Source organism: Panacagrimonas sp. (assembly GCF_965216805.1).
In the GTDB taxonomy this organism is placed as follows: domain Bacteria; phylum Pseudomonadota; class Gammaproteobacteria; order Nevskiales; family Nevskiaceae; genus Panacagrimonas.
Genome location: NZ_CBDCGN010000003.1, coordinates 1,355,585 through 1,375,009, shown reverse-complemented (window position 1 = coordinate 1,375,009; position 19,425 = coordinate 1,355,585). Strand labels below are relative to the sequence as shown.

The 19,425-nt window shown below is 64.8% G+C and carries 17 protein-coding genes; 8 read left to right on the top strand and 9 right to left on the bottom strand.

What is annotated here, in order from left to right:
* Positions 1–193: 193 nt before the first annotated feature.
* The 4 genes from ACOOHP_RS19315 to ACOOHP_RS19300 all read right to left on the bottom strand — a co-directional run bounded on the left by ACOOHP_RS19315 (position 194) and on the right by ACOOHP_RS19300 (position 6,418).
* Positions 194–3,061: an efflux RND transporter permease subunit gene (locus ACOOHP_RS19315; RefSeq protein WP_420468103.1), complete on the bottom strand. Its 2,868-nt coding sequence runs from the start codon at positions 3,059–3,061 to the stop codon at positions 194–196.
* Between the two features lie 42 nt (positions 3,062–3,103).
* Complete coding sequence (locus ACOOHP_RS19310; protein WP_420468102.1) at positions 3,104–4,117, bottom strand: YCF48-related protein; 1,014 nt, start codon at positions 4,115–4,117, stop codon at positions 3,104–3,106.
* A 289-nt stretch (positions 4,118–4,406) separates the two neighbouring features.
* Complete coding sequence (pgeF, locus tag ACOOHP_RS19305) at positions 4,407–5,147, bottom strand: peptidoglycan editing factor PgeF (protein ID WP_420468101.1); 741 nt, start codon at positions 5,145–5,147, stop codon at positions 4,407–4,409.
* 2 nt (positions 5,148–5,149) lie between these two features.
* Positions 5,150–6,418, bottom strand: a complete 1,269-nt coding sequence (locus ACOOHP_RS19300) for a DEAD/DEAH box helicase (RefSeq protein WP_420468100.1) — start codon at positions 6,416–6,418, stop codon at positions 5,150–5,152.
* A gap of 265 nt (positions 6,419–6,683) precedes the next feature.
* Between ACOOHP_RS19300 and trxA the strand changes: the two genes are divergently transcribed.
* Entirely contained in the window at positions 6,684–7,019 is a 336-nt protein-coding gene (trxA, locus tag ACOOHP_RS19295; RefSeq protein WP_420468099.1) for a thioredoxin TrxA, read from the top strand.
* A gap of 349 nt (positions 7,020–7,368) precedes the next feature.
* The gene (rho, locus tag ACOOHP_RS19290) at positions 7,369–8,586 is read left to right on the top strand and encodes a transcription termination factor Rho (RefSeq protein ID WP_420468753.1); all 1,218 of its coding nucleotides are present in this window, start codon (positions 7,369–7,371) and stop codon (positions 8,584–8,586) included.
* A 145-nt stretch (positions 8,587–8,731) separates the two neighbouring features.
* On the opposite strand, the gene purD is transcribed toward rho, so the two are convergent.
* The gene (purD, locus tag ACOOHP_RS19285; RefSeq protein ID WP_420468752.1) at positions 8,732–10,018 is read right to left on the bottom strand and encodes a phosphoribosylamine--glycine ligase; all 1,287 of its coding nucleotides are present in this window, start codon (positions 10,016–10,018) and stop codon (positions 8,732–8,734) included.
* A gap of 198 nt (positions 10,019–10,216) precedes the next feature.
* On the opposite strand from purD, the gene ACOOHP_RS19280 reads away from it, so the two are divergent.
* From ACOOHP_RS19280 to ACOOHP_RS19270, 3 genes are all read left to right on the top strand, one after another.
* On the top strand, positions 10,217–10,801 hold the full coding sequence (locus ACOOHP_RS19280) for an autoinducer binding domain-containing protein (protein WP_420468098.1): 585 nt from the start codon (positions 10,217–10,219) through the stop codon (positions 10,799–10,801).
* Between the two features lie 176 nt (positions 10,802–10,977).
* Positions 10,978–11,865 carry a phosphoribosylaminoimidazolesuccinocarboxamide synthase gene (locus tag ACOOHP_RS19275; protein ID WP_420468097.1) on the top strand — a complete coding sequence of 296 codons (888 nt, stop codon included), beginning with the start codon at positions 10,978–10,980 and terminating at the stop codon, positions 11,863–11,865.
* Between the two features lie 264 nt (positions 11,866–12,129).
* Positions 12,130–12,438 carry a DUF6489 family protein gene (locus tag ACOOHP_RS19270; RefSeq protein ID WP_420468096.1) on the top strand — a complete coding sequence of 103 codons (309 nt, stop codon included), beginning with the start codon at positions 12,130–12,132 and terminating at the stop codon, positions 12,436–12,438.
* A gap of 89 nt (positions 12,439–12,527) precedes the next feature.
* Here the strand turns inward: ACOOHP_RS19270 and ACOOHP_RS19265 are convergent, their stop codons facing one another.
* Positions 12,528–13,004, bottom strand: a complete 477-nt coding sequence (locus tag ACOOHP_RS19265) for a hypothetical protein (protein ID WP_420468095.1) — start codon at positions 13,002–13,004, stop codon at positions 12,528–12,530.
* A gap of 216 nt (positions 13,005–13,220) precedes the next feature.
* Between ACOOHP_RS19265 and ACOOHP_RS19260 the strand changes: the two genes are divergently transcribed.
* Positions 13,221–14,540 carry a YhjD/YihY/BrkB family envelope integrity protein gene (locus ACOOHP_RS19260; protein WP_420468094.1) on the top strand — a complete coding sequence of 440 codons (1,320 nt, stop codon included), beginning with the start codon at positions 13,221–13,223 and terminating at the stop codon, positions 14,538–14,540.
* A gap of 127 nt (positions 14,541–14,667) precedes the next feature.
* On the opposite strand, the gene minE is transcribed toward ACOOHP_RS19260, so the two are convergent.
* The 3 genes from minE to minC form a co-directional block, all read right to left on the bottom strand.
* On the bottom strand, positions 14,668–14,952 hold the full coding sequence (gene minE / locus ACOOHP_RS19255; RefSeq protein ID WP_420468093.1) for a cell division topological specificity factor MinE: 285 nt from the start codon (positions 14,950–14,952) through the stop codon (positions 14,668–14,670).
* A 1-nt stretch (position 14,953) separates the two neighbouring features.
* Positions 14,954–15,763, bottom strand: a complete 810-nt coding sequence (gene minD / locus ACOOHP_RS19250; protein WP_420468092.1) for a septum site-determining protein MinD — start codon at positions 15,761–15,763, stop codon at positions 14,954–14,956.
* Between the two features lie 114 nt (positions 15,764–15,877).
* Positions 15,878–16,591 (bottom strand): septum site-determining protein MinC, encoded by a 714-nt coding sequence (gene minC, locus ACOOHP_RS19245; protein ID WP_420468091.1) that lies wholly within the window; start codon positions 16,589–16,591, stop codon positions 15,878–15,880.
* A 201-nt stretch (positions 16,592–16,792) separates the two neighbouring features.
* Between minC and ACOOHP_RS19240 the strand changes: the two genes are divergently transcribed.
* Both ACOOHP_RS19240 and ACOOHP_RS19235 read left to right on the top strand, forming a co-directional pair.
* On the top strand, positions 16,793–18,331 hold the full coding sequence (locus tag ACOOHP_RS19240; RefSeq protein ID WP_420468090.1) for a circularly permuted type 2 ATP-grasp protein: 1,539 nt from the start codon (positions 16,793–16,795) through the stop codon (positions 18,329–18,331).
* Positions 18,331–19,263, top strand: a complete 933-nt coding sequence (locus tag ACOOHP_RS19235; protein WP_420468089.1) for an alpha-E domain-containing protein — start codon at positions 18,331–18,333, stop codon at positions 19,261–19,263. Before ACOOHP_RS19240 ends, ACOOHP_RS19235 begins: the two co-directional genes overlap by 1 nt.
* Positions 19,264–19,425 lie beyond the last annotated feature (162 nt).

Sequence of the window (19,425 nt, the reverse complement as noted above, 5' to 3'; positions counted from 1 at the left end):
TCACTGAATTTTACGGGTCGCCCACGCACTGCAAGACCCTCATCCGCCCCTTCGGGGCACCTTCTCCCGCTTGCGGGAGAAGGAAAGACGCTGCCTGAAGCCCGGGTGAAACCCGGGTTTCGGCACCACCCGGTCAAGGGCAGCCCCGGGCTGCGCCCGGGCTACGGTCCTTGGGATCAGGGCTCGCGCAGCCTCAATGCCGCGGCTTGAACACTGCGATCTCGCCCGGAGCCAATTGCTTCTCCTTGAGGATGAACGAGGCGATCGCGGGCAGGATCAGGATGGCGCCGAACATGTTGCCGGTGAACATGAAGACCAGCAGCGCCCCCATGTCGCGCTGGAACTGCAGGCCCGACCACAGCCAGGTGGCCACACCGAAGCCCAGCGTGATGCCGGTGAACACCACCGCCTTGCCGGTCATGCGCAGGGTCTTGTAGTAGGCGTCGCGCATCTTGAAGCCGCCGGCCAACGCGTCGGACATGGTGGCGTAGACATAGATGCCGTAGTCCACACCTATGCCTACCGCCAAGGCCACCACCGGCAGCGTTGCGACCTTCATGCCGATGCCCAGGACCGCCATGACGCCGTAGGCCATCCAGGAAACCAGCGCCAGCGGCAGCATGATGCAGAAGATCGACTGCCATTCGAAGAACGACAGATACACCGCGATGATGATCGCGATATAGACGTAAAGCAGGATCTGCTTTTCGAGCCGATGCACTTCTTCGTTGGTGGCCGCCATCACGCCGACGTTGGCGGTCGCCAGCGCGAAGTTGACCGGGCACTCCTTGTCGAAGCCGGCCAGCCGGGCGTTGGCCTCGTCCACCCGTGCCCGTGCGGCGATGACTTTCTCGTTCTCGTTGACCCCGGTTTCGCCGATCTCCGGATCGCCTTTCTTGAGATCGTCGATCAGCTTCTGCACTGCGTGGCGCTCGTTGCCGACCGCGCGGCGGGCGGCGAGCTTGTCCTCGCAATACGCGGCATCGACGTTGGTATGCGTTTCGAAGAAGGCGGCGCCGTTGGTGCGGTTGAAGTCCTTGGTGGCATCAACGACCCGTTCGATGGTGGTGGCCTTGTGATCCCTCATGAACACGAACACCGCCATCGCCGAGCAGTTGGGATTCAGCAGGCCCGAGGAGGTGGGGATGGGCGTGATCGACTGCACCATGGTGTACTGGTTGCGCGGCAGCACCTTGAAGCGCGGGTTGGCTTCGGAGAACGCGGAGTTCACGGTCTTGGCCACCTGCGGCAGCGACAGACTGGACTGCACGCCGTAAGTGTTGTCCATGGTCCAGGCGAAGCGGTCGATCTGCTCCATGACCTCGTACTTGACGCAGGCTTCGGGGTCGGTTTCCGCCACGACTTTCAGAATATCCAGGCCGATGGCGAAGTTCGCCACCACCGCGGCGGTATCGTTGTTGTAACGCGAGTCGGGCAACAGTTCCGGCACGCCGGCCTGGCTGTCGCCGACCTGCAGGGCCTTGCCCTGCCAGATGCTCCAGCCGAACAGCGCGCCCATGACCAGGATCGCGGTCACCGCGGGCACCGGCTTGACCATGCCCGAAATCAGGTACCACAGCGGGTTGAAGATGCCGTCCCGCCGCTCCTGCTTTTCCATGAAAGTCTTGATGTCCTTGACCTCGATCCAGGACAGGAAGATCGGCATCATGAACTTGTTGGTGACGACGATGGCCAGCATGCCGAGGCAGGCGTTGATGGCCATCTCGCGCACGATGTCGATGGGAATCAGGCCGATGACGGCAAAGCCGAATACATCGGTCATGATGGCCATCGTTCCGTAGATGGCCAGGCGCCGCCAGGTGAACAGCGAGGCGTCGAAACTGTCGCGCCCGTTCTCCGCGATCTCGCCGACCCAGGCGTTGACGAACTGCACGCCATGCGACACCGACACCGCCAGGATCAGAAACGGCACCAGGATGGCGAACGGGTCCAGACCGAAACCGAGCAATCTGAGCAGGCCGAACTCCCAGATCACTGCCGTCACCGAGCAGATCAACGGCAGCATCGCCAGCTTGAAGTGGCCGATGTAGAGCCACAGCAACACGCCCGTCATGACCAGAGTGAGCATGAAGAAGCCCACCACCTCCAGCGTGGCATCGATGACATCGCCGACGACCTTGGCGAAGCCGATGATGTGGACGTCGATATCGGGGTTGTACTGCGGATTGTCGATCTCCTCGACGGTCACTTCCGAACCCTTGACCGGGATGATCTCGACGCGATCCTCCTCGTTCTTGTAGGTGGCCTCGAAGGTGGTCAGGAAGCGCAGCTTCAGATCGGAAATCGGCACGAAGCCGTCGGCAACGACATCCCCGGCCTTGAGCGGGCCCTTGTCCTCCTTGAGCTTGTAGACGAATTTGCGCGGGTTGGTGAAGCGGCCGCGCAGCTTGTCTTCCAGCTCGTTGGCCACGCGTCCGTAGTCGAGCTTCTCGCCGGTGACCGGATCGATCTCCAGCAACTCGGAGAAGATCATGGCGCCGGTCTGGTCGATGGTGGTGTAGCGCCCCACATGACCGCCCTTGCTGACGTTGCCCTTGACCAGGTCGTACATCTCCTGGGTCGGCGCGTACTCGGCGGGAATCACGTTGCCGCCGCGAAAACCGCCTTCCACCACTTCGATGTAGCGCACGTCCGGGGTGAACAGCGAGGACACGCGCGAGCGATCGACGCCCTTGAGGAAGAACACCTCGTCGGTGGCCTCCTTCAGATTGAGCAGGAACTTCTCGTTGTAGATCTCGCCCTTGCCGTCTTTCTGGATCAGCGCCACCAGCACCGTGTTGGCGCCGCCGAAATCGGCCATGTATTGCTTGAGCACCTGCATGTACGGGTGTTTCAGCGGCACCGATTTGTCGAAACCGGCATCCGGCTTGATCTGCACCATCTGCCAGAACAGCACCGCTGTGATGGCGACCAGAATCGCCATGGTCAGTTTGCGCCGCGCGAAGATCAGCGGCTCGATGGCACTGAGAATCCTGTGCGCCGTGGTGGTCGGGCCTTCCTGGTAGTCGCCCGAGTCGAGGCCGACGTCTTTATCGCTCATGTTGGTTCCCTAAGATGTTCTGTGCCGTCGGCGCGCCGCGCTCTAAAGTCCCACCGTACTCACGCCGAGTTCGCCCACGGCGAGCACGCCGCCGTTCCACGGGATGGCGCCGGACAGGGTGCCCGAGCCGGTGACGCCGGCCATGGCGTCGATCTTGGTGTTGCGTACGCTGCCGTCGGCCGACACGATGGCGACTTCGCCGGCAAGCCCCACCAGCGCGATGTCGCCACCGGGCAGCGCAGTGCCGCCGAAGAAGGACGCCACCGTGCCGGTGTCGATCTGGGTCCAGTTGCCGCTGCGCACGTCGTCGGTGACGTAGACGTTGCCGCGCAACCCGTACACCAGCGCGCCGCGATCGCCACGGGCGATGGCGCCGTAAAGCGAACCGTCGTACGGCGCCTGCAGCCGCTCCCAGGTCGCGCCGTCGGCGGAGACGCCCATCATCCCGGTCTCGCCCACCACGAACAGCTCGCCGTTACCGAGGCGGGTCACGTCGTTGAAGTGGAGCTCTTCTTCGCGGATCGGCGGCGCATCCAGTTCCGACCAGCTGGCGCCGCCGTCCTCGGTGACCATGAACAGACCGTAGGCGCCGATCGCCATGCCGCGGTTGGCGTCCAGGAACAGCACATCCAGAAAGGGCTTTTCCAGATCGGGCTGGAAATTCTGCAGCTGCCAACTGCGGCCGCCATCCTTGGAGTGCAGGATCACCGCGTCGTGGCCGACCGCCCAGCCGAGATTTTCGTCGACGAAGTCCACGTCGGTCAGGGTGGCACGCACCGGCGTCTCCACCTGTGCCCAGCTGGCGCCGTCGTTGGACGCCAGGATATGTCCACGATCGCCGACCGCGATCAGGTGCTTGCCGCTGTTGGCGATGCCCAGCAGCAGACTGCGGGACGCCGTCGGTGCGGGCTGCGACGGCCTGGGCTTGACTGCGGCCACGAATGGCTCGGCCTCCTCTTCCTCCTGCGCCACCACGTGTGAAGCCGGTGCCAGGGCCGCGACACACAAGGCCGGCCACAGCAGGGCCCGCAGCAGGGCCTTCGAGAAATTCTTCATTGCACTACCCCGTTAAGCTCAGATGGGTTGGCATCCATCGCAGTCGGCCACGCCGCCGAGCGCCGCCCTGCCCGCGTGATGGAGATCACGGGCGATCGACAACGGCAGAAAATACGTTCGGAATCTGCGGCGGGACCGCAACCGCCGACCACCATGGTCCGCCCCCGCATACCTCCTCCCGTTCGATGTCCGCCCTGCGGACGCCTTGTTATTCGTATGGGTCCGGAACCGGCCCATGCTTGATCGCAACCTTGTAGCAGAGGCCCCTAGGCCATGCAATGGCGGGAATTCAATCGATCCACACCAGGCTGGCCATGCGCCCGCACACGCGGTCGCGCCGAAACGAAAAGAACCGCGCTGCGTCTCCATGCGTGCAGCGCGCCTCGCCGAACACGCGCGTCACGCCGCACCGCCACAAGGTGCGCCGGGCCATCCCGCGCAAATCGGCGAAGAAGCGGTCATCGCGACCGGCGACGAAATCCCGGTCGTGTCCAGGGTCGATCCCGACGAATGCTGCGTGCACTTCCGGACCGACCTCGAACGCCGCCGGGCCGATCGCCGGGCCCAGCCAGGCGCTCAGCGAGGCCGGTGCGCAGGGCAGCGATCGCACGGTGTTCTGCAGGATGCCGGCCGCCAGTCCACGCCAGCCGGCATGGGCGGCGGCCACCACCTGACCGTCGTCGTCGGCCAGCAGTACCGGCAGGCAGTCGGCGGTAAGCACGACGCAGGCCAGGCCCGCGACCTGGCTGCGGGAGGCATCTGCGCAGGAAGCGGCAGCAGTGCTGCCTGCTTCGACGACCTCGGTGCCATGCACCTGGTCAAGCCAGGCCGGCTCGTGGCCCAAGCCAAGCTGCTTTAGCAAGGCCCGGCGATTGCATTCGACCTGCTGCGATCGGTCGCCGACATGCAGCGCCAGATTGAAGCAGTCGTAGGGCGCCGCGCTGCCGCCGCCCTGGCGAGTGGTGTAGCAGGCCTTGACGCGCGGGTGGCGCGGCCATTCGACCGCATCGATCCACTCGACGCCGCTCACGGTCAGCGCCGGCGCTGCGACCTCGAACCGCCCCCTCCACCACCGCGGCGGCCGGAGCCGCCAGGGCGCGGTCGCCGCGGCAGTCGCGGCGGCACCACGAAATCCTGCGGCAGCCAGTCGTCCGGGAAGGGCTCGGCCGGCAGGCGCATGCCGATGTAACGCTCGATCTCGGGCAGCGAGTAGACCCAGGTCTCGCAACACAGCGAGATGGCGTCGCCGGCTTCGCCAGCGCGCGCGGTGCGGCCGATGCGATGCACGTAGTCTTCCGGATCCTGCGGCAGGTCGTAGTTGATGACGTGGCTCACGGCCGGAATGTGCAGACCGCGCGCGGCCACATCGGTGGCCACCAGCAGCGGCAGCTTGCCCTCCTTGAAGTCGTCGAGCAGGCGCAGGCGCTTGTTCTGCGGCACATCGCCCGACAGCGTGCTCGCCTCAAGACCGTTGGCGCGCAGGGTGTGCTCGACCTCTTCGGCACCGCGCTTGGTATTGACGAACACCAGGGTGCGGAACGGATCGTGATGGCGCAGCAGGCCGACCAGCACCTTGAGCTTGTCGTCGTTGGCGACATGGATCATCGACTGGCGCACGCGCTCGGCGGTGACCTGCTCGGGTTCGATGGTGACCTGGTGCGGGTCGTTCATGTGCTCGAACGCCAGCTCCAGCACGCGGTGCGACAGCGTGGCGGAGAACAGGTAGTTGAGTCGCTTGGCCGGCGCCGGCATGCGCCGCAACACATAGCGGATGTCGTCGATGAACCCGAGATCGAACATGCGATCGGCCTCGTCGAGCACGACCACCTCGATGTGCTTGAGGCTGTAGATGTCCTGCTTGTAGTAGTCGATCAGGCGCCCCGGCGTGCCGATCAGAATATCGATTCCGCCCTGGATCGCCTGGCGCTGCGACTCGTAACCGGTGCCGCCAAAACACACCGCCATGCGCAAGCCGGTGTCGCCGCGCAACTGCAGCGCGTCTTCGTGAATCTGCACAGCCAATTCGCGCGTAGGTGCCAGGATGAATGCGCGCGGTTGACCGTCGGGGCCGGTGGGCGCGTGCGTGAGCAGACGATGCATGGTGGCCAGCAGGAACGCGGCAGTCTTGCCGGTCCCGGTCTGGGCCTGGCCGGCAACATCGCGTCCGCTCAATGCCAGCGGCAAGGTCTCGGCCTGGATCGGCGTGCAGTAGTCGAAACCGCGAGCGGAAATGGCGGCCAGCAGACCCGGATGAAGGGGCAGACTGTCGAAGCGAATATCGGATAAGTGATCGGCTTGCATTTAAAAATCGAATTGGGATTGCGCGGCAAGCGCTTGCAAGGCCCCTGGGAATCGGCTCAAATAGCCGCACGCAGGGATTTCAGGGCGCTGGTCAAAGGCTCTCGGCGCAACCTCACCGATCGTCTCCCCGTCGTCATCTATCCATCATAACCGTCCGGTGCAGCCCTTGCGCAGCCGGTACCGGTCTTGAGTCGGATCGGCTAGCACCCCATCTACTTCCGTCACGCGCAATATCCGCCGCGTTCATGACTCCCGAGGCCACTCCATGAGCGAACATATCTCTCCCGTTTCCGACGCGTCCTTCGAACAGGACGTGCTCAAGTCCGACATCCCGGTGCTGGTGGATTTCTGGGCCGAATGGTGCGGGCCCTGCCGCATGATCGCGCCGGTGCTGGAACAGATCGCGGCGGAAAACGTCGGCAAGCTCAAAGTCGTCAAGCTCAACGTGGACGAGAACCCGGGCACACCGCCCAAGTTCAACATCCGCGGGATCCCCACGCTGATCCTGTTCAAGGATGGACAGGCAGCGGCCACCCAGGTGGGTGCGGCGCACAAGGCGCAGCTCACCGCTTTCGTCACTCCGCATGTCACAACCGCCTAAACCCCCCCGCATGATGAAACACCGCCGTCGACACAACGGCCCCCGCAACGGTAACGGCAACAGCAACCAGCGAGGCGGCAACGGCGGCAACCCTTCTCAGGATGGACTCCCGGTCGACATGACCGAGGAGGAGTTCGAGGCCGAACTGGCGCTGGCGGCAGCCGCAGAAGCGCAAGCCGAGGGGACCCTGACGGTCCCTCAGGTTTCCGGCCCCGACGGACTTCCCGACGACAACGACGGCGGCGTGGCCACCGCGGTGGCGGCGCGGCCGCCGGTGGATTTTCGCTCCGGCGAGCCGCCCAAGATCGTGCGCATCCCGGACATCAAGAAGCTGACCGCAGCGACCCTGATGGAGATGGCCGAGGCGCAAGGCCTCGAGAACATCTCGCGCGCACGCAAGACCGATCTGGTCTTCAATCTGCTGAAAACGGCGGCACGGCGCGGCGATCACATCATCGCCGACGGCGTGCTCGAGCTGATGCCCGACGGCTACGGCTTCCTGCGCGGTTCCGACAGTTCTTATCTGGCCGGACCCGACGACGTCTACATTTCGCCTTCGCAGATCCGCCGCTTCGGTCTGCGCACCGGCGACACCGTCTGCGGGCGCGTGCGCAGCCCCAAGGACAACGAGCGCTACTTCTCGCTGCTCAAGGTCGACACGATCAACTACGAGCCGCCCGAGGCCAGCCGCAAGAAGGTCAACTTCGAGAACCTCACGCCGCTGTTCGCCGACGAGCAGTTCAAGATGGAGCGCGGCAACGGCACCACCGAGGATCTCACCGCGCGCATCATCGACCTCGTGGCGCCGTTCGGCAAAGGCCAGCGCGGTCTGATCGTGTCGCCGCCCAAGGCCGGCAAGACCATCCTGATGCAGAACATCGCGCAGTCCATCGCCGCCAATTATCCGGATGTGTACCTGATCGTCCTACTGATCGACGAGCGCCCGGAAGAAGTCACCGACATGCAGCGCACGGTGCGCGGCGAGGTGGTGGCGAGCACTTTCGACGAGCCCGCCGCGCGTCACGTGCAGGTCACCGAGATGGTGATCGAAAAAGCCCGTCGCCTGGTCGAACACAAGCGCGACGTGGTCATCCTGCTCGACTCCATCACGCGTCTGGCGCGCGCTTACAACACGGTGGCGCCCTCTTCCGGCAAGGTACTTTCCGGTGGTGTCGATGCCAATGCGCTGCAGAAGCCCAAGCGCTTCTTCGGCGCGGCGCGCAACATCGAGGAGGGCGGTTCGTTGACCATCATCGCCACCGCGCTGATCGAAACCGGCTCCAAGATGGACGAGGTGATCTACGAGGAGTTCAAGGGCACCGGCAACATGGAAGTGCACTTGGAGCGCCGCATCGCCGAGAAGCGCATCTTCCCCGCCATCAACATCAACCGCTCCGGCACCCGCAAGGAAGAGCTGCTGATGAGCGACAAGGATCTCAACAAGATCTGGATCCTGCGCAAACTGCTGCACCAGATGGACGAGCTGGCTGCGATGGAGCTGCTGCTGGATCGCATGAAGGCAACCAAGACCAACGAGGCGTTCTTCGATTCGATGAAGCGCAATTGAAGCCTCGGGCAGCAGGGGTAGCCCGGGTGCAACCCGGGGTCGCAGGCCACGGTGACGGGTTGGACCCAGGTTTCACCCGGACTACGACACTACTTCACCAGGATTGGACCCGGGTTTCACCCGGGCGACGACACTGTGGCCGCCATCAGACTCGGCCCATCCGCGTGATCGCGCGATGCCCGATATCGGTGCGAAATTGCACGCCGTCCCAGGTGATCTTGTGCACGGCTGCGTACGCGCCCTGCTGCGCAAGCCGCACGTCGGCGCCGCGCGCCACCACGCACAGCACGCGCCCCCCTGCCGTCGCCGGCTGACCCTTGTACATGGCGGTGCCGGCGTGAAAGGCCTTGGCGCTGCCCAGGTCCGCGTCCAGCCCCTGAATGACATCGCCCTTGCGCACCGTGCCGGGGTAGCCGTGCGCCGCCATCACCACGCCCAGCGCCGGCTGCGGACTCCAGCGCACCTCCACCCGGCCGAGGCGATCATCCAGCGCGGCTTCGATCAGATCGAGCAGGTCCGATTCCAGCCGATACAGAATGGGCTGGGTCTCCGGGTCGCCCATGCGCGTGTTGAATTCCAGTACCTTGATGCCGCCGCGCGCGTCGATCATCAGCCCCGCATACAGAAAGCCGCCGAACGGATTGCCTTCCGCATCCATGCCGGCCAGGGTCGGCTCGATCACTTCCTTGCAGATGCGCGCGTGAAGTTCGGGGGTCACCACCGGCGCCGGCGAGTACGCGCCCATGCCGCCGGTATTGGGGCCCTGGTCGCCGTCGAAGATACGCTTGTGGTCCTGGCTGGTCGCCAGGGTCACGTAGCGGAGCCCCTGGGCAACCACGATGAAGCTGGCCTCTTCACCGTCGAGAAACTCCTCGATCACCACGCGGGCGCCAGCCTGTCCCAACGCGGAGCCGGACAGCATGTCGCGTACCGCTGCGCGCGCCTCCTCCTGACTCTGCGCCACGACAACGCCCTTGCCGGCAGCCAGACCGTCGGCCTTGACCACGATGGGCGCCGGATGCGCTTCCAGATAATCCAGTGCCGGCTGCAGTTCTGTGAACACCGCATAGGCGGCGGTGGGAATGCGATGCCGCGCCAGAAAATCCTTGGTGTAGGCCTTGGAACTCTCGAGCTGGGCAGCCGCCCGGGTCGGGCCGAAGATGCGCAGACCGGCAGCACGAAACGCATCGACGATGCCCATCGACAACGGCACCTCCGGTCCAACCACGGTCAGGCCGACGTTTTCGCGTTGCGCCAGGCTCAGCAGGGCCTCCACATCGTCGGCGGCGATTTCCACGTTGCGGCAACCGGGCTCGACGGCGGTCCCCGCGTTTCCGGGCGCGACCAGCACTTCGGCAACTCGCGCGGACGCCGCCAGCTTCCAAGCCAGCGCGTGCTCGCGCCCGCCGCCACCCACCACCAATACTTTGATCGATTCGCTCATATGTCTCTGTTCGATTGATGCGCGGGAAGGTTCAGCATAAGGTTGAGGAACCCTTCGCATACGCGGCGGAGCTCGGCATCCTCCCCAAGGCAGAGGCTGCGCGCAAGCCGCGAGGTGCGCCGCGACCCCGGCGAAGGCGCCGGCGGATGCGCACTTCATGAGGGCTAGGGAATTTCGAGACCAGCAATGCGCGGCGACCACGAACTGGGCCTTGCGATCGCCTCCGCAGCCGATCTGGGGGCTGCGGGCACGGCTGCTCGCCGCGCCGCCAACCGTCTCGGATTCGAACACTTTCTGTACGGATTGCGCCGCGTGCCGGCATCGGGCGTGCCCGAGCAATGGGTACTGTGCGGCTATCCCAAGGCCTGGCGCGATCGTTACGACGAACAAGGCTACCTGCTGATCGATCCGGTGATTGCGCGCTGTATCGAAAGCGTGAGTCCGTTCGGCTGGGACGAGCTGCCGCGCGACACCGCGCAGGTGCGGCGCATGTTCGATGAGGCCGCAGCGCACGGTCTGCTGCACGGCCTGACCGTCCCTTTGCACGGTTTCCAGGGCGAGTTCGGCATGCTTTGCCTAGCCCGTCAGACGCCACTGCCGCAGAGCGCAGCGCGCACCCGCCTGTTCCAGCGCGCGCACTGGTTGACCGGACTGCTGCAGGCGAGGCTGCGACAGTGGGCCAGCGACCGGGAGGCCGCCGAGGTACCGGCGGCGAGCGCCGCATCTCCCCTGCCGGAACCCGCCCGAATCCGTGCGGAGAGCACCACCTAGTTCCGCCGAATAAACAACATCGCCGCGACCGCCCCTGCTGGCCGGCTCGGGGTTGCGAGATCCTGGATTGAGCCATCCCGAGCAGCGCCGGATCGACAAACCCGCCCCCCACCATCCGGCTGGTGCGCAACCGGAGTCGGCGGGATAATCCGCGACCCCGATCTGCGTCGATCCTCATGAACGCTCCGCTGCATCAATCCCAGCTGGCCAGCCTGCCACTGGTACATCGCGGCAAGGTGCGCGACATCTACGCGGTCGGCGACCGACACCTGCTGATCGTCACGACTGATCGACTGTCTGCGTTCGACGTCATCCTGCCGCGGCCGGTCCCCGGCAAGGGCGCGGTGCTGACTCGGGTGACCGAGTTCTGGATGCGGCGTTTCGCTGATCGGGTGCCGCACCAGATGGCACCGGACATGCGGCTGACCGACTGGCTGACGCCGGCTGAATGCGGCGAGGTCGAGGGCCGCGCCGTGATCGTGCGCAAGCTGCGTGCGATCCCGGTGGAATGCGTGGCGCGCGGTTATCTGATCGGCTCGGGCTGGAAGGACTACCGGGCCAGCGGCGGCGTCTGCGGCATCGCCCTGCCGGCCGGGCTGCAGATGGCCAGCCGGCTGCCGCAGCCGATCTTCACACCGGCCGACAAGGCGCCGGCGGGGCAGCACGACGAGAACATCGACTTTGCCCGGATGTGTGCCCGGCTCGGCGACACGCTGGCAGCGCAGTTGCGCGAACTGACCTTGGCGATCTATCGCGAGGCCGCCGCCTACGCGCTGCAACGCGGCATCATCGTGGCCGACACCAAGTTCGAGTTCGGGCAGGACGACGACGGCAAGGTCCATCTGATCGACGAGGTGCTCACGCCGGACTCGTCGCGGTTCTGGGACGCCCAGGGCTGGCGCGAGGGCATCAGCCCACCGAGTTTCGACAAGCAGATCGTGCGCGACTGGCTGGAGACCCAGCCGTGGAACAAGCAGGCGCCGGGCCCCTGGCTGCCGGACGACATCCTGCAGCGCACCGCCGATCGCTACCGCGAAGTCGAGCAGCGGCTCACGCAGGCGTAAGCCGGGCGGCGGGCGCGGCCCACCCTGCCGGACAGCAACCATCGCGGTCGTGGGGCGGCCCGCGGCCGCCGCCGACGCTTGATGGAGGAACCGACCTTGGACAGCAACCCCGGGGGCGGCCGCCCGACGCGGTGGATGGCGCATGGAAGCCGCGCCTGCGTCCCCTGGACCGGTTTCGCAGTCGAGGTCGTTTCCTTTCCGCCACGTCTCGCCGCCACCCCTGCGAACGGCTACCCTGCCCGCACCACGCCGCCGGAGCCCAGCATGCAGATCAGGATCGAAATCGACGTCAAGCCGGAAGAACTGCGCCGCTTTCTGGGGCTGCCGGATGTCGCCGGCCTGCAGGACGACGTGGTGCAGTTCCTGCGCGAGAAGGTCGGCCAGGTGAATGAGAACTTCAATCCGGCGGACTTCGTCAAAGGTAACTTCGATCAGCTGCGCCAGTCGCCGGCGTGGAAAAAGCTGATGACGCGCCTGTCGGTGAATCTCGACGGCGAGCAGATGCCGGAACCGCCGGCGCCCAAGGCGTCTGCGAAGCGTGCGCGGCGGACCACGCGAAAGAAGTCCGGTTAAGGAGCGCTTCAACGAAAAGAGCCGGGACCAGGGTCCCGGCTCTTTTCATGTCCGCATAGGACCAGGCCGAGGCCCGGCCACAACGAGACTTACTGCGCGGTCGCTTTCTTGGCGGCGCCAGTGGCCTTCTTGGCGGTCTTGCGTACGGTGGCCTTGGCCTTCTTGACCTCGCCCGACAGCGTGGTGGAACCGGTCAGCTTGGCGCTGACGTCGCCGAAGCCCTTCTTGACCACGCCGTAGAGCTCTTCGCCGGTCTTGGTGACGATGGTGACGGTGTCCTTGTACGCCGAGATCACCAGAGTCTTGCCCTCCGGCAGATAAGCGACCGGCTTGGCGGCGACGGCCTTGATGCCATCGAGCTTGATCTTCTCGTAGCTGCTCTGGGCAGCCGAGTACAGGCCCTTGCCGGCGTCCAGATTGGTCTTGACCAAGCCCTGCACGCCATCAATCACGATGCTGTTGGCCTGCTTGAGGGTTTCAAACGACAAGGTCACCACATCCTGACCCTTGGCCACATACGGTTCCACCGCACCTTTCACGTCACTCACGATCGTTTCGACATTCATTGCGCCACACCTCGCATAAGTTACTGACTGTATTGATTGATATGATTGTGCTGCAATGCAACAACCATCGCTCGCATCGTATTGCTGCGCTGCAACATATGTCAAGGACTCCCCCTCCTTCCGGGTAGCCGTTTATCGGATCGCGGGGTAGTCGGGCGCAGCGCTCGCGAAGGAGCTTCGGCAAACGCAAAGCGCACGAGCGACTAAACTCGATTCATGTTGCCTGATCGTCTGCTGACAAGACTGCGCGCCTGGCTGTGGGAATCCTCGCCGCGCGCGCGCCGCTGGGAAGCCCTGGTCGCCCGCTTCGGACGCTATTTGTTCGCGCTGGTTCGCGACCTGCTCGACGGCCAGATTTCCATGCGCGCCATGAGTCTGGTCTACACGACCTTGCTGTCGCTGGTGCCGTTTCTGGCATTGGGTTTCTCGGTGCTCAAGGCGCTGGGCGTACACAATTCGCTAGAGCCGGTTCTGTACGAATTCCTGCGGCCGCTCGGCCCGCAGGCGGAGAGCATCACCTCCAACCTGATCGGCTTCGTGGAAAAAATCCAGGTGGGCGTGCTGGGTTCGCTGGGAGTTGCCCTGCTGTTCTACACCGCGATTTCGCTGATCCAGAAGGTCGAGTCCAGCTTCAATTTCATCTGGCGTATCGAACGGCCGCGACCATTCGGCCAGCGCGTCGGCGAGTACCTGGGCGTGCTGATGGTGGGCCCGGTGGTGGTGTTCTCGGCGCTGGGCATGACCGCCACGGTGCTCAACAGCCAGGTGGTCACGCAGATCCAGAGCGTGGAGCCGTTCGGGTTTCTGCTGTACGCCGTCACCCGGGCGATTCCCTACGCGCTGATCGTGGGCATGTTCACCTTCATGTACGCCTATATCCCCAACACCAAGGTGAAGCTCAAAGCCGCCGCTGTGGGCGGCCTGGCTGCAGGCGTACTGTGGCAGACCGCAAGCTTGGCATTCGCTTCGTTCGTGGCTGGTGCCACCGACTACAACGCCATCTATTCCAGCTTCGCGATCGTCATTTTTCTGCTGATCTGGTTCTACGTGGGCTGGCTGATCCTGCTCACCGGCTGCCAGCTTGCGTTCTACGTGCAGCATCCCGCGCACCTGAAGCCGGAACGCAGCGTGCCCTTGCCGGCCAGTCGCGAGTGCGAGTACACCGCGCTGCTGGTGATGGGCACCGCCGGCCGCCGTTTCATCGCCGGGCAGCCGGGACTGACCCAGGAAGAGCTCGCACGTGAACTGGGCACCTCGCCCGAGCACGTCGCGCGCGCGGTGGAGACGCTGATCTCGCAGGGGTTCCTGACCGAGGCCGGACAGACGCGTACCCAGCTGGTACCCGCACGGGATCTCGAAGGCGTCAGTCTGGGCGCGCTGTGGCAGGCGATACGCAGCGGCCGCCATCGGCTCAAGCCGCAGCAGGCCTTCGGCCATGAGGTCATGCGGGTTCTGGACGAGGCCGAAGCGCCGTTTTCGGAGCGCTACGGCAAGGTCAGCCTGCGCCAGTGGCTGAGTAGCGACGCCACCGGCTGAGGCGCTGCAGGCCCGGCCCCTCCCGCAGGAGCATGACAGGGGCCTGCGCGTTCATCGATCTCCGCATCCGACGCACCGGCGCCGTGCCGGAAAATTCCGGCGCGTCACCGCGCCCGGCCACACCGGGCTAGTTGCCACGCTCCGGCAGCGTGATGTTCATCTCCAGCACTTCCAGACCGGACTCGCGCTGCAGGTTGACCTGCACCGCACTGTCGGGCACCGGCACGTACTTGCGCACCACGGCCAGCAACTCCTCGCGCAGCTGCGGCAGATAGGACAGGGCCCCCGCATCTCCAGTGGTGGTGCGACGGCCATCCTGATCGCGCTGGATGGCAACCACCATCATCAGACGATCCCGCGCGGTGTTGGCGGAAGGCGGATTCTTTGACTTGAACCATCCGAACCAATCCATTTCAGCCTCCGAAGAGCTTCGCGAAGAGGCCCTTCTTCTGTGCGTCCACGAACCGATGCGGGCGATCCTCTCCGAGGAAGCGCGCGACGAGATCGTCGTAAGCCAGACCGGCATCGTTGGTCTGGTCAAGGATGACCGGCGCACCGGCGTTGGACGAGGTCAGTACAGAGGGAGACTCGGGAATCACGCCGAGCAGCGGCACCGCCAGGATGTCCTGCACGTCCTTAACCGACAGCATCTCGCCCTTCTCGACGCGAACGGGGTTGTAGCGGGTGAGCACCAGATGCTCCTTGACCCTGCCCTGATTGCTCTCGCTCAGGCGGGTCTTGCTCGACAGCAAGCCGAGCACGCGGTCGGAGTCGCGCACCGAAGACACTTCGGGGTTGGTCACCACCAGCGCCTCATCGGCGAAATACATGGCCAGGTGCGCGCCGCGCTCGATGCCGGCGGGCGAATCGCAGACGATGTAGTCGAACTCCTGCGCCAGTTCGTCGAGCACGCGCTGCACGCCGTCCTGGGTCAGTGCGTCCTTATCGCGTGTCTGGCTCGCCGCCAGGATGCAGAGCTTGTCGTTCTGCTTGTCCTTGATCAGCGCCTGGCGCAGGTTGGCCTCGCCCTGGATGACGTTGACGAAGTCGAACACCACGCGCCGCTCACAGCCCATGATGAGGTCGAGATTGCGCAGACCGACGTCAAAGTCGATGACCACGGTGCGCTTGCCGCGCGCTGCCAGCCCAGTGGCGAACGAGGCGCTGGTGGTGGTCTTGCCGACCCCGCCCTTGCCCGAAGTGACCACAATGATCTTTGCCAAGTGAAGCCCTCTCGTTTGTCGATGCCGGCCTGCGGGCCGCCATCCCTGCACACCAGCCGACGACACCCAAGGCCGCCAGCATCCCCAAATTAAAACGGCCCGACCAACCCGGCTTCAGCTTTCGAGTTTTTCGATCCGCAAGGCGCCGTGATCCAGAAACGCCTGCACCGACAGTCCGCGCAGCGCGCCCTGCACCTGATCGGCGACGGCGTAGATGCCCGCCACCGCGAGCAGCTCGGCCTCCATGCGCCGGCAGAACACGCGCGCCAGCACGTCGCCACGGGCGCCAGCGATGGCGCGTCCGCGCAGCGCACCGTAAACATGCACGCAACCGTCCGCAATGACCTCGGCACCGACACTGACGGTGTTCACCACCACCAGGTCGGCCGACTCTGCATAGATCTGCTGACCTGAGCGGATCGGTTCGGTCACCACTCTGGTAGGCCGGCGCTCGACCGCCGCCGCCGACACGCTGGGCGCAGGTGCGGGTGCCGCTGCCGGCTCGGGCGCGGGTCGCGCGACGGTTTCGCTGGCGATGTCGGCGGCAAGAACCGGCAGGCCTGCACGTCTGGCGGCGTCAGCCAGTGCGCCTTCCAGCGCAGCGAGCGGCTGCAGCCCGACGTCGTGCATGAGCTTGAGAATCGGTTCGAGCTCGACCGCGATATCCGCCTCGAGGATCACCGGCAGCCCGGCCGAGGCTTCGCCCAGCGAGCGGCAGAACGACTGCAGCTGAGCCTGGATGGCAGACGCATCCGGATCCAGGATCCGGACCCGGGTCAGGGACAGCATGCGGCCCTTGATCTCAAGGGCGGATCGGGTCTTGGCCATGGGCGGGACGAGTGAAGTACAGCGAGTTTAACCCGCATTGCGCACCGGGTCGCCTTCAGGACCTGCACCGCACACTTCCTCCATCCACCGCGTTGGTCTGATCGCCAGCGACAACGGTAGGATTCAGCGATGGCCTGTGTTTTGCGTTCGCATTTCAGGTAGGTTTCGGTTCATCCATAACAACAGCGCCACCCCGCGCCCATGTCCATAGATTGGCGGCAATACCACTGCGAAGACTTCTACGACGAGCTGTTCCAGGCCCCTGGCCTGCCGCGCGAAGCCGCGCGCAGGGTGGCCGAGTACCTCGATGATCTGACCGAAGCCGAACTTGCCGAACGCCGGCTGGCGGCGGATCTGGCGATCAAGGTCATGGGCATCAGCTTCACTGTCTACAGCGAAGGCAAGAACGTTGATCGCGCGTGGCCGTTCGATGTCATTCCGCGCGTCATCCCGCGGCTGGAATGGGAGCGCACGGAAGCGGGTCTGAAACAGCGGGTGGCTGCGCTCAATTACTTCATCCAGGACATCTACAACGAGCGCCGCATCATCCGCGACCAGGTGTTTCCCGCGGAACTGCTGAAGGATTCGGTCAACTTTCGTCCGCAGTGCGTTGGCACCACGCCGCGCAACAGCGTGTGGGCGCACATCTGCGGTAGCGATCTGGTACGCGACAAGGACGGAACCCTGTACGTGCTGGAAGACAATCTGCGCGTGCCCTCCGGCGTCAGCTACATGGTGGAAAACCGCATGGTGATGAAGCGCGTTTTTCCCGAACTGTTCGGTGAAAACGCGATCCTGCCGGTGGACGACTACCCAGCGCAGCTCTACGACATGCTGGTGGCCATGAGTCCGCGGCCGCTGGACCAGCCCAACATCGTGCTGCTCACGCCGGGCATCTACAACAGCGCGTACTTCGAGCACGCGTGGCTGGCCCAGCAGATGGGCATCGAACTGGTGGAAGGTTCCGACCTGTTCGTCAATGACGACGACTGCTGCTACATGCGCACCATCTACGGCCCCAAACGCGTGGACGTGATCTATCGGCGCATCGACGATCTGTTCCTGGACCCGGAAGTGTTCCGCGAAGATTCGGTGCTGGGTGCGCCGGGCCTGATGCGGGCCTGGCTCAAGGGCAAGCTGGCACTGGCCAACGCGCCCGGGGCCGGCGTGGCGGACGACAAGGTCGTCTACGCCTTCGTGCCGCAGATGATCAAGTACTACCTGGGCGAAGACCCCATCCTGCCCAACGTGCCCAGTTTTCTGTGCATGTTCGACCAGGATCGCGAGTACGTGCTGGCCAACCTCGACAAGCTGGTGGTCAAGCCCGCCAACGAGTCCGGCGGCTACGGCATGTTGATCGGCCCGCGCGCCAGCCCCGAAGAACGCGAAAAATTCCGCGCGCTGATCCAGGCCAATCCGCGCAACTACATGGCGCAGCCCGCCCTGTCGCTTTCCACCGCGCCGACCCTGATGCTGGATGAGACGGTGGAGCCGCGGCACCTGGACCTGCGGCCTTTCGTGCTGTCGCGCGGGCCGCTGAACGATCGCGGTTCCACCTATGTCACCACCGGCGGCCTCACCCGCGTGGCGATGGTGCGCGGATCGCTGGTGGTCAACTCCAGTCAGGGTGGCGGCGCCAAGGACACCTGGGTGGTCGACACCGATGCCGATTCCCAGGCTGCGACGCCGTCGCAATCGCAGTCGCAGTCGCAGTCGCAGTCGCAGAGCGGAGGCCGCTGATGCTGTCGCGCGTCGCCGACAATCTCTACTGGTTTGGGCGCTATCTGCAGCGCGCCGAAAACACCGCGCGTCTGATCAACGTCAACAGCAACCTGCTGCTCGACCTGCCGCGCAACATCGTGTTCGGCTGGGAACCGCTGATCCAGATCGTCGGCGCCGACGAGCAGTTCCGCGAGCGCTACGTCGACGATTTTTGCGAACACAACGTGCTGCGCTTCCTGATGCTGGACGAGCACCATCACGGCTCCATCCTCACCTCGCTGCAACTGGCGCGCGAAATCCTGCGCACGGTGCGCGACACCGCGCCGCGCGAGGTTTGGGAGCGCCTCAACGACCTGCACTACTTCGTCCAGGGCCGCGGCGAGATGGTGATGTCGCGCACGCGCCGGCAGGACTTTCTGCAAAGAGTCATCGACAGCGCGGTGCTGGTGTACGGCACCCTGATCGGCAACATGAGTCGCGACGTCGGTTTTCACGTGCTGCAGGTGGGCACGCATCTGGAACAGGCCGACATGACCACGCGCATTCTGGACGTGCGCTCCACCTCGCTGATCGACACCGGCCCCAAGCAGGATCTGGCGCCGTTCTACAACATCCAGTGGATGAGCGTGCTGCGCTCGCTCACCGCCTATCAGATGTATCGCCGCCATGTGCGTGCGCGGGTCAACCGCTCCGGCGTGCTGCGCTTCCTGCTGCAGAACCGCGAATTTCCGCGCAGCGTCATGCACTGCATGGCCATGATCGGAGCTTCGCTGCCGCAGTTGCCGCAGAACCGCAACGTGGAGCGCACCCTGTGGCGGGTGCGCGCCATCGTGCAGGATGCCAGCATCGACCGCCTGGTGGAACGCGGCTTGTCGGAGTTCATCGACGAGGTGCAGATCGGCCTGGCCGAGCTGCACGAGGCACTGGCGCAAGCCTACTTCCGCGGTTGAGGCCGGGGCTCAGAAAGGGCGTGAGGTCTCTGTCGAGCTCCCAAGGGTTGTTACTAAATATCTAAAAACAGCGAATCGTCCTATATTTACTTCGCCCCGTGTCTTGAAGCGGCCATGTAAAACAGGCACATTCCACGGGTTCTTGAAGTCGTTCCAAACCTT

What these genes read in the sequence shown, in the direction of transcription:
- ACOOHP_RS19315 (WP_420468103.1), bottom strand. Translation starts at nt 3,061, where the DNA reads ATGAGCGATAAAGACGTCGGCCTCGACTCGGGCGACTACCAGGAAGGC.
- ACOOHP_RS19310 (WP_420468102.1), bottom strand. Translation starts at nt 4,117, where the DNA reads ATGAAGAATTTCTCGAAGGCCCTGCTGCGGGCCCTGCTGTGGCCGGCC.
- ACOOHP_RS19300 (WP_420468100.1), bottom strand. Translation starts at nt 6,418, where the DNA reads ATGCAAGCCGATCACTTATCCGATATTCGCTTCGACAGTCTGCCCCTT.
- trxA (WP_420468099.1), top strand. Translation starts at nt 6,684, where the DNA reads ATGAGCGAACATATCTCTCCCGTTTCCGACGCGTCCTTCGAACAGGAC.
- rho (WP_420468753.1), top strand. Translation starts at nt 7,369, where the DNA reads ATGGAGATGGCCGAGGCGCAAGGCCTCGAGAACATCTCGCGCGCACGC.
- ACOOHP_RS19280 (WP_420468098.1), top strand. Translation starts at nt 10,217, where the DNA reads ATGCGCGGCGACCACGAACTGGGCCTTGCGATCGCCTCCGCAGCCGAT.
- ACOOHP_RS19275 (WP_420468097.1), top strand. Translation starts at nt 10,978, where the DNA reads ATGAACGCTCCGCTGCATCAATCCCAGCTGGCCAGCCTGCCACTGGTA.
- ACOOHP_RS19270 (WP_420468096.1), top strand. Translation starts at nt 12,130, where the DNA reads ATGCAGATCAGGATCGAAATCGACGTCAAGCCGGAAGAACTGCGCCGC.
- ACOOHP_RS19265 (WP_420468095.1), bottom strand. Translation starts at nt 13,004, where the DNA reads ATGAATGTCGAAACGATCGTGAGTGACGTGAAAGGTGCGGTGGAACCG.
- ACOOHP_RS19260 (WP_420468094.1), top strand. Translation starts at nt 13,221, where the DNA reads ATGTTGCCTGATCGTCTGCTGACAAGACTGCGCGCCTGGCTGTGGGAA.
- minE (WP_420468093.1), bottom strand. Translation starts at nt 14,952, where the DNA reads ATGGATTGGTTCGGATGGTTCAAGTCAAAGAATCCGCCTTCCGCCAAC.
- minC (WP_420468091.1), bottom strand. Translation starts at nt 16,591, where the DNA reads ATGGCCAAGACCCGATCCGCCCTTGAGATCAAGGGCCGCATGCTGTCC.
- ACOOHP_RS19240 (WP_420468090.1), top strand. Translation starts at nt 16,793, where the DNA reads ATGTCCATAGATTGGCGGCAATACCACTGCGAAGACTTCTACGACGAG.
- ACOOHP_RS19235 (WP_420468089.1), top strand. Translation starts at nt 18,331, where the DNA reads ATGCTGTCGCGCGTCGCCGACAATCTCTACTGGTTTGGGCGCTATCTG.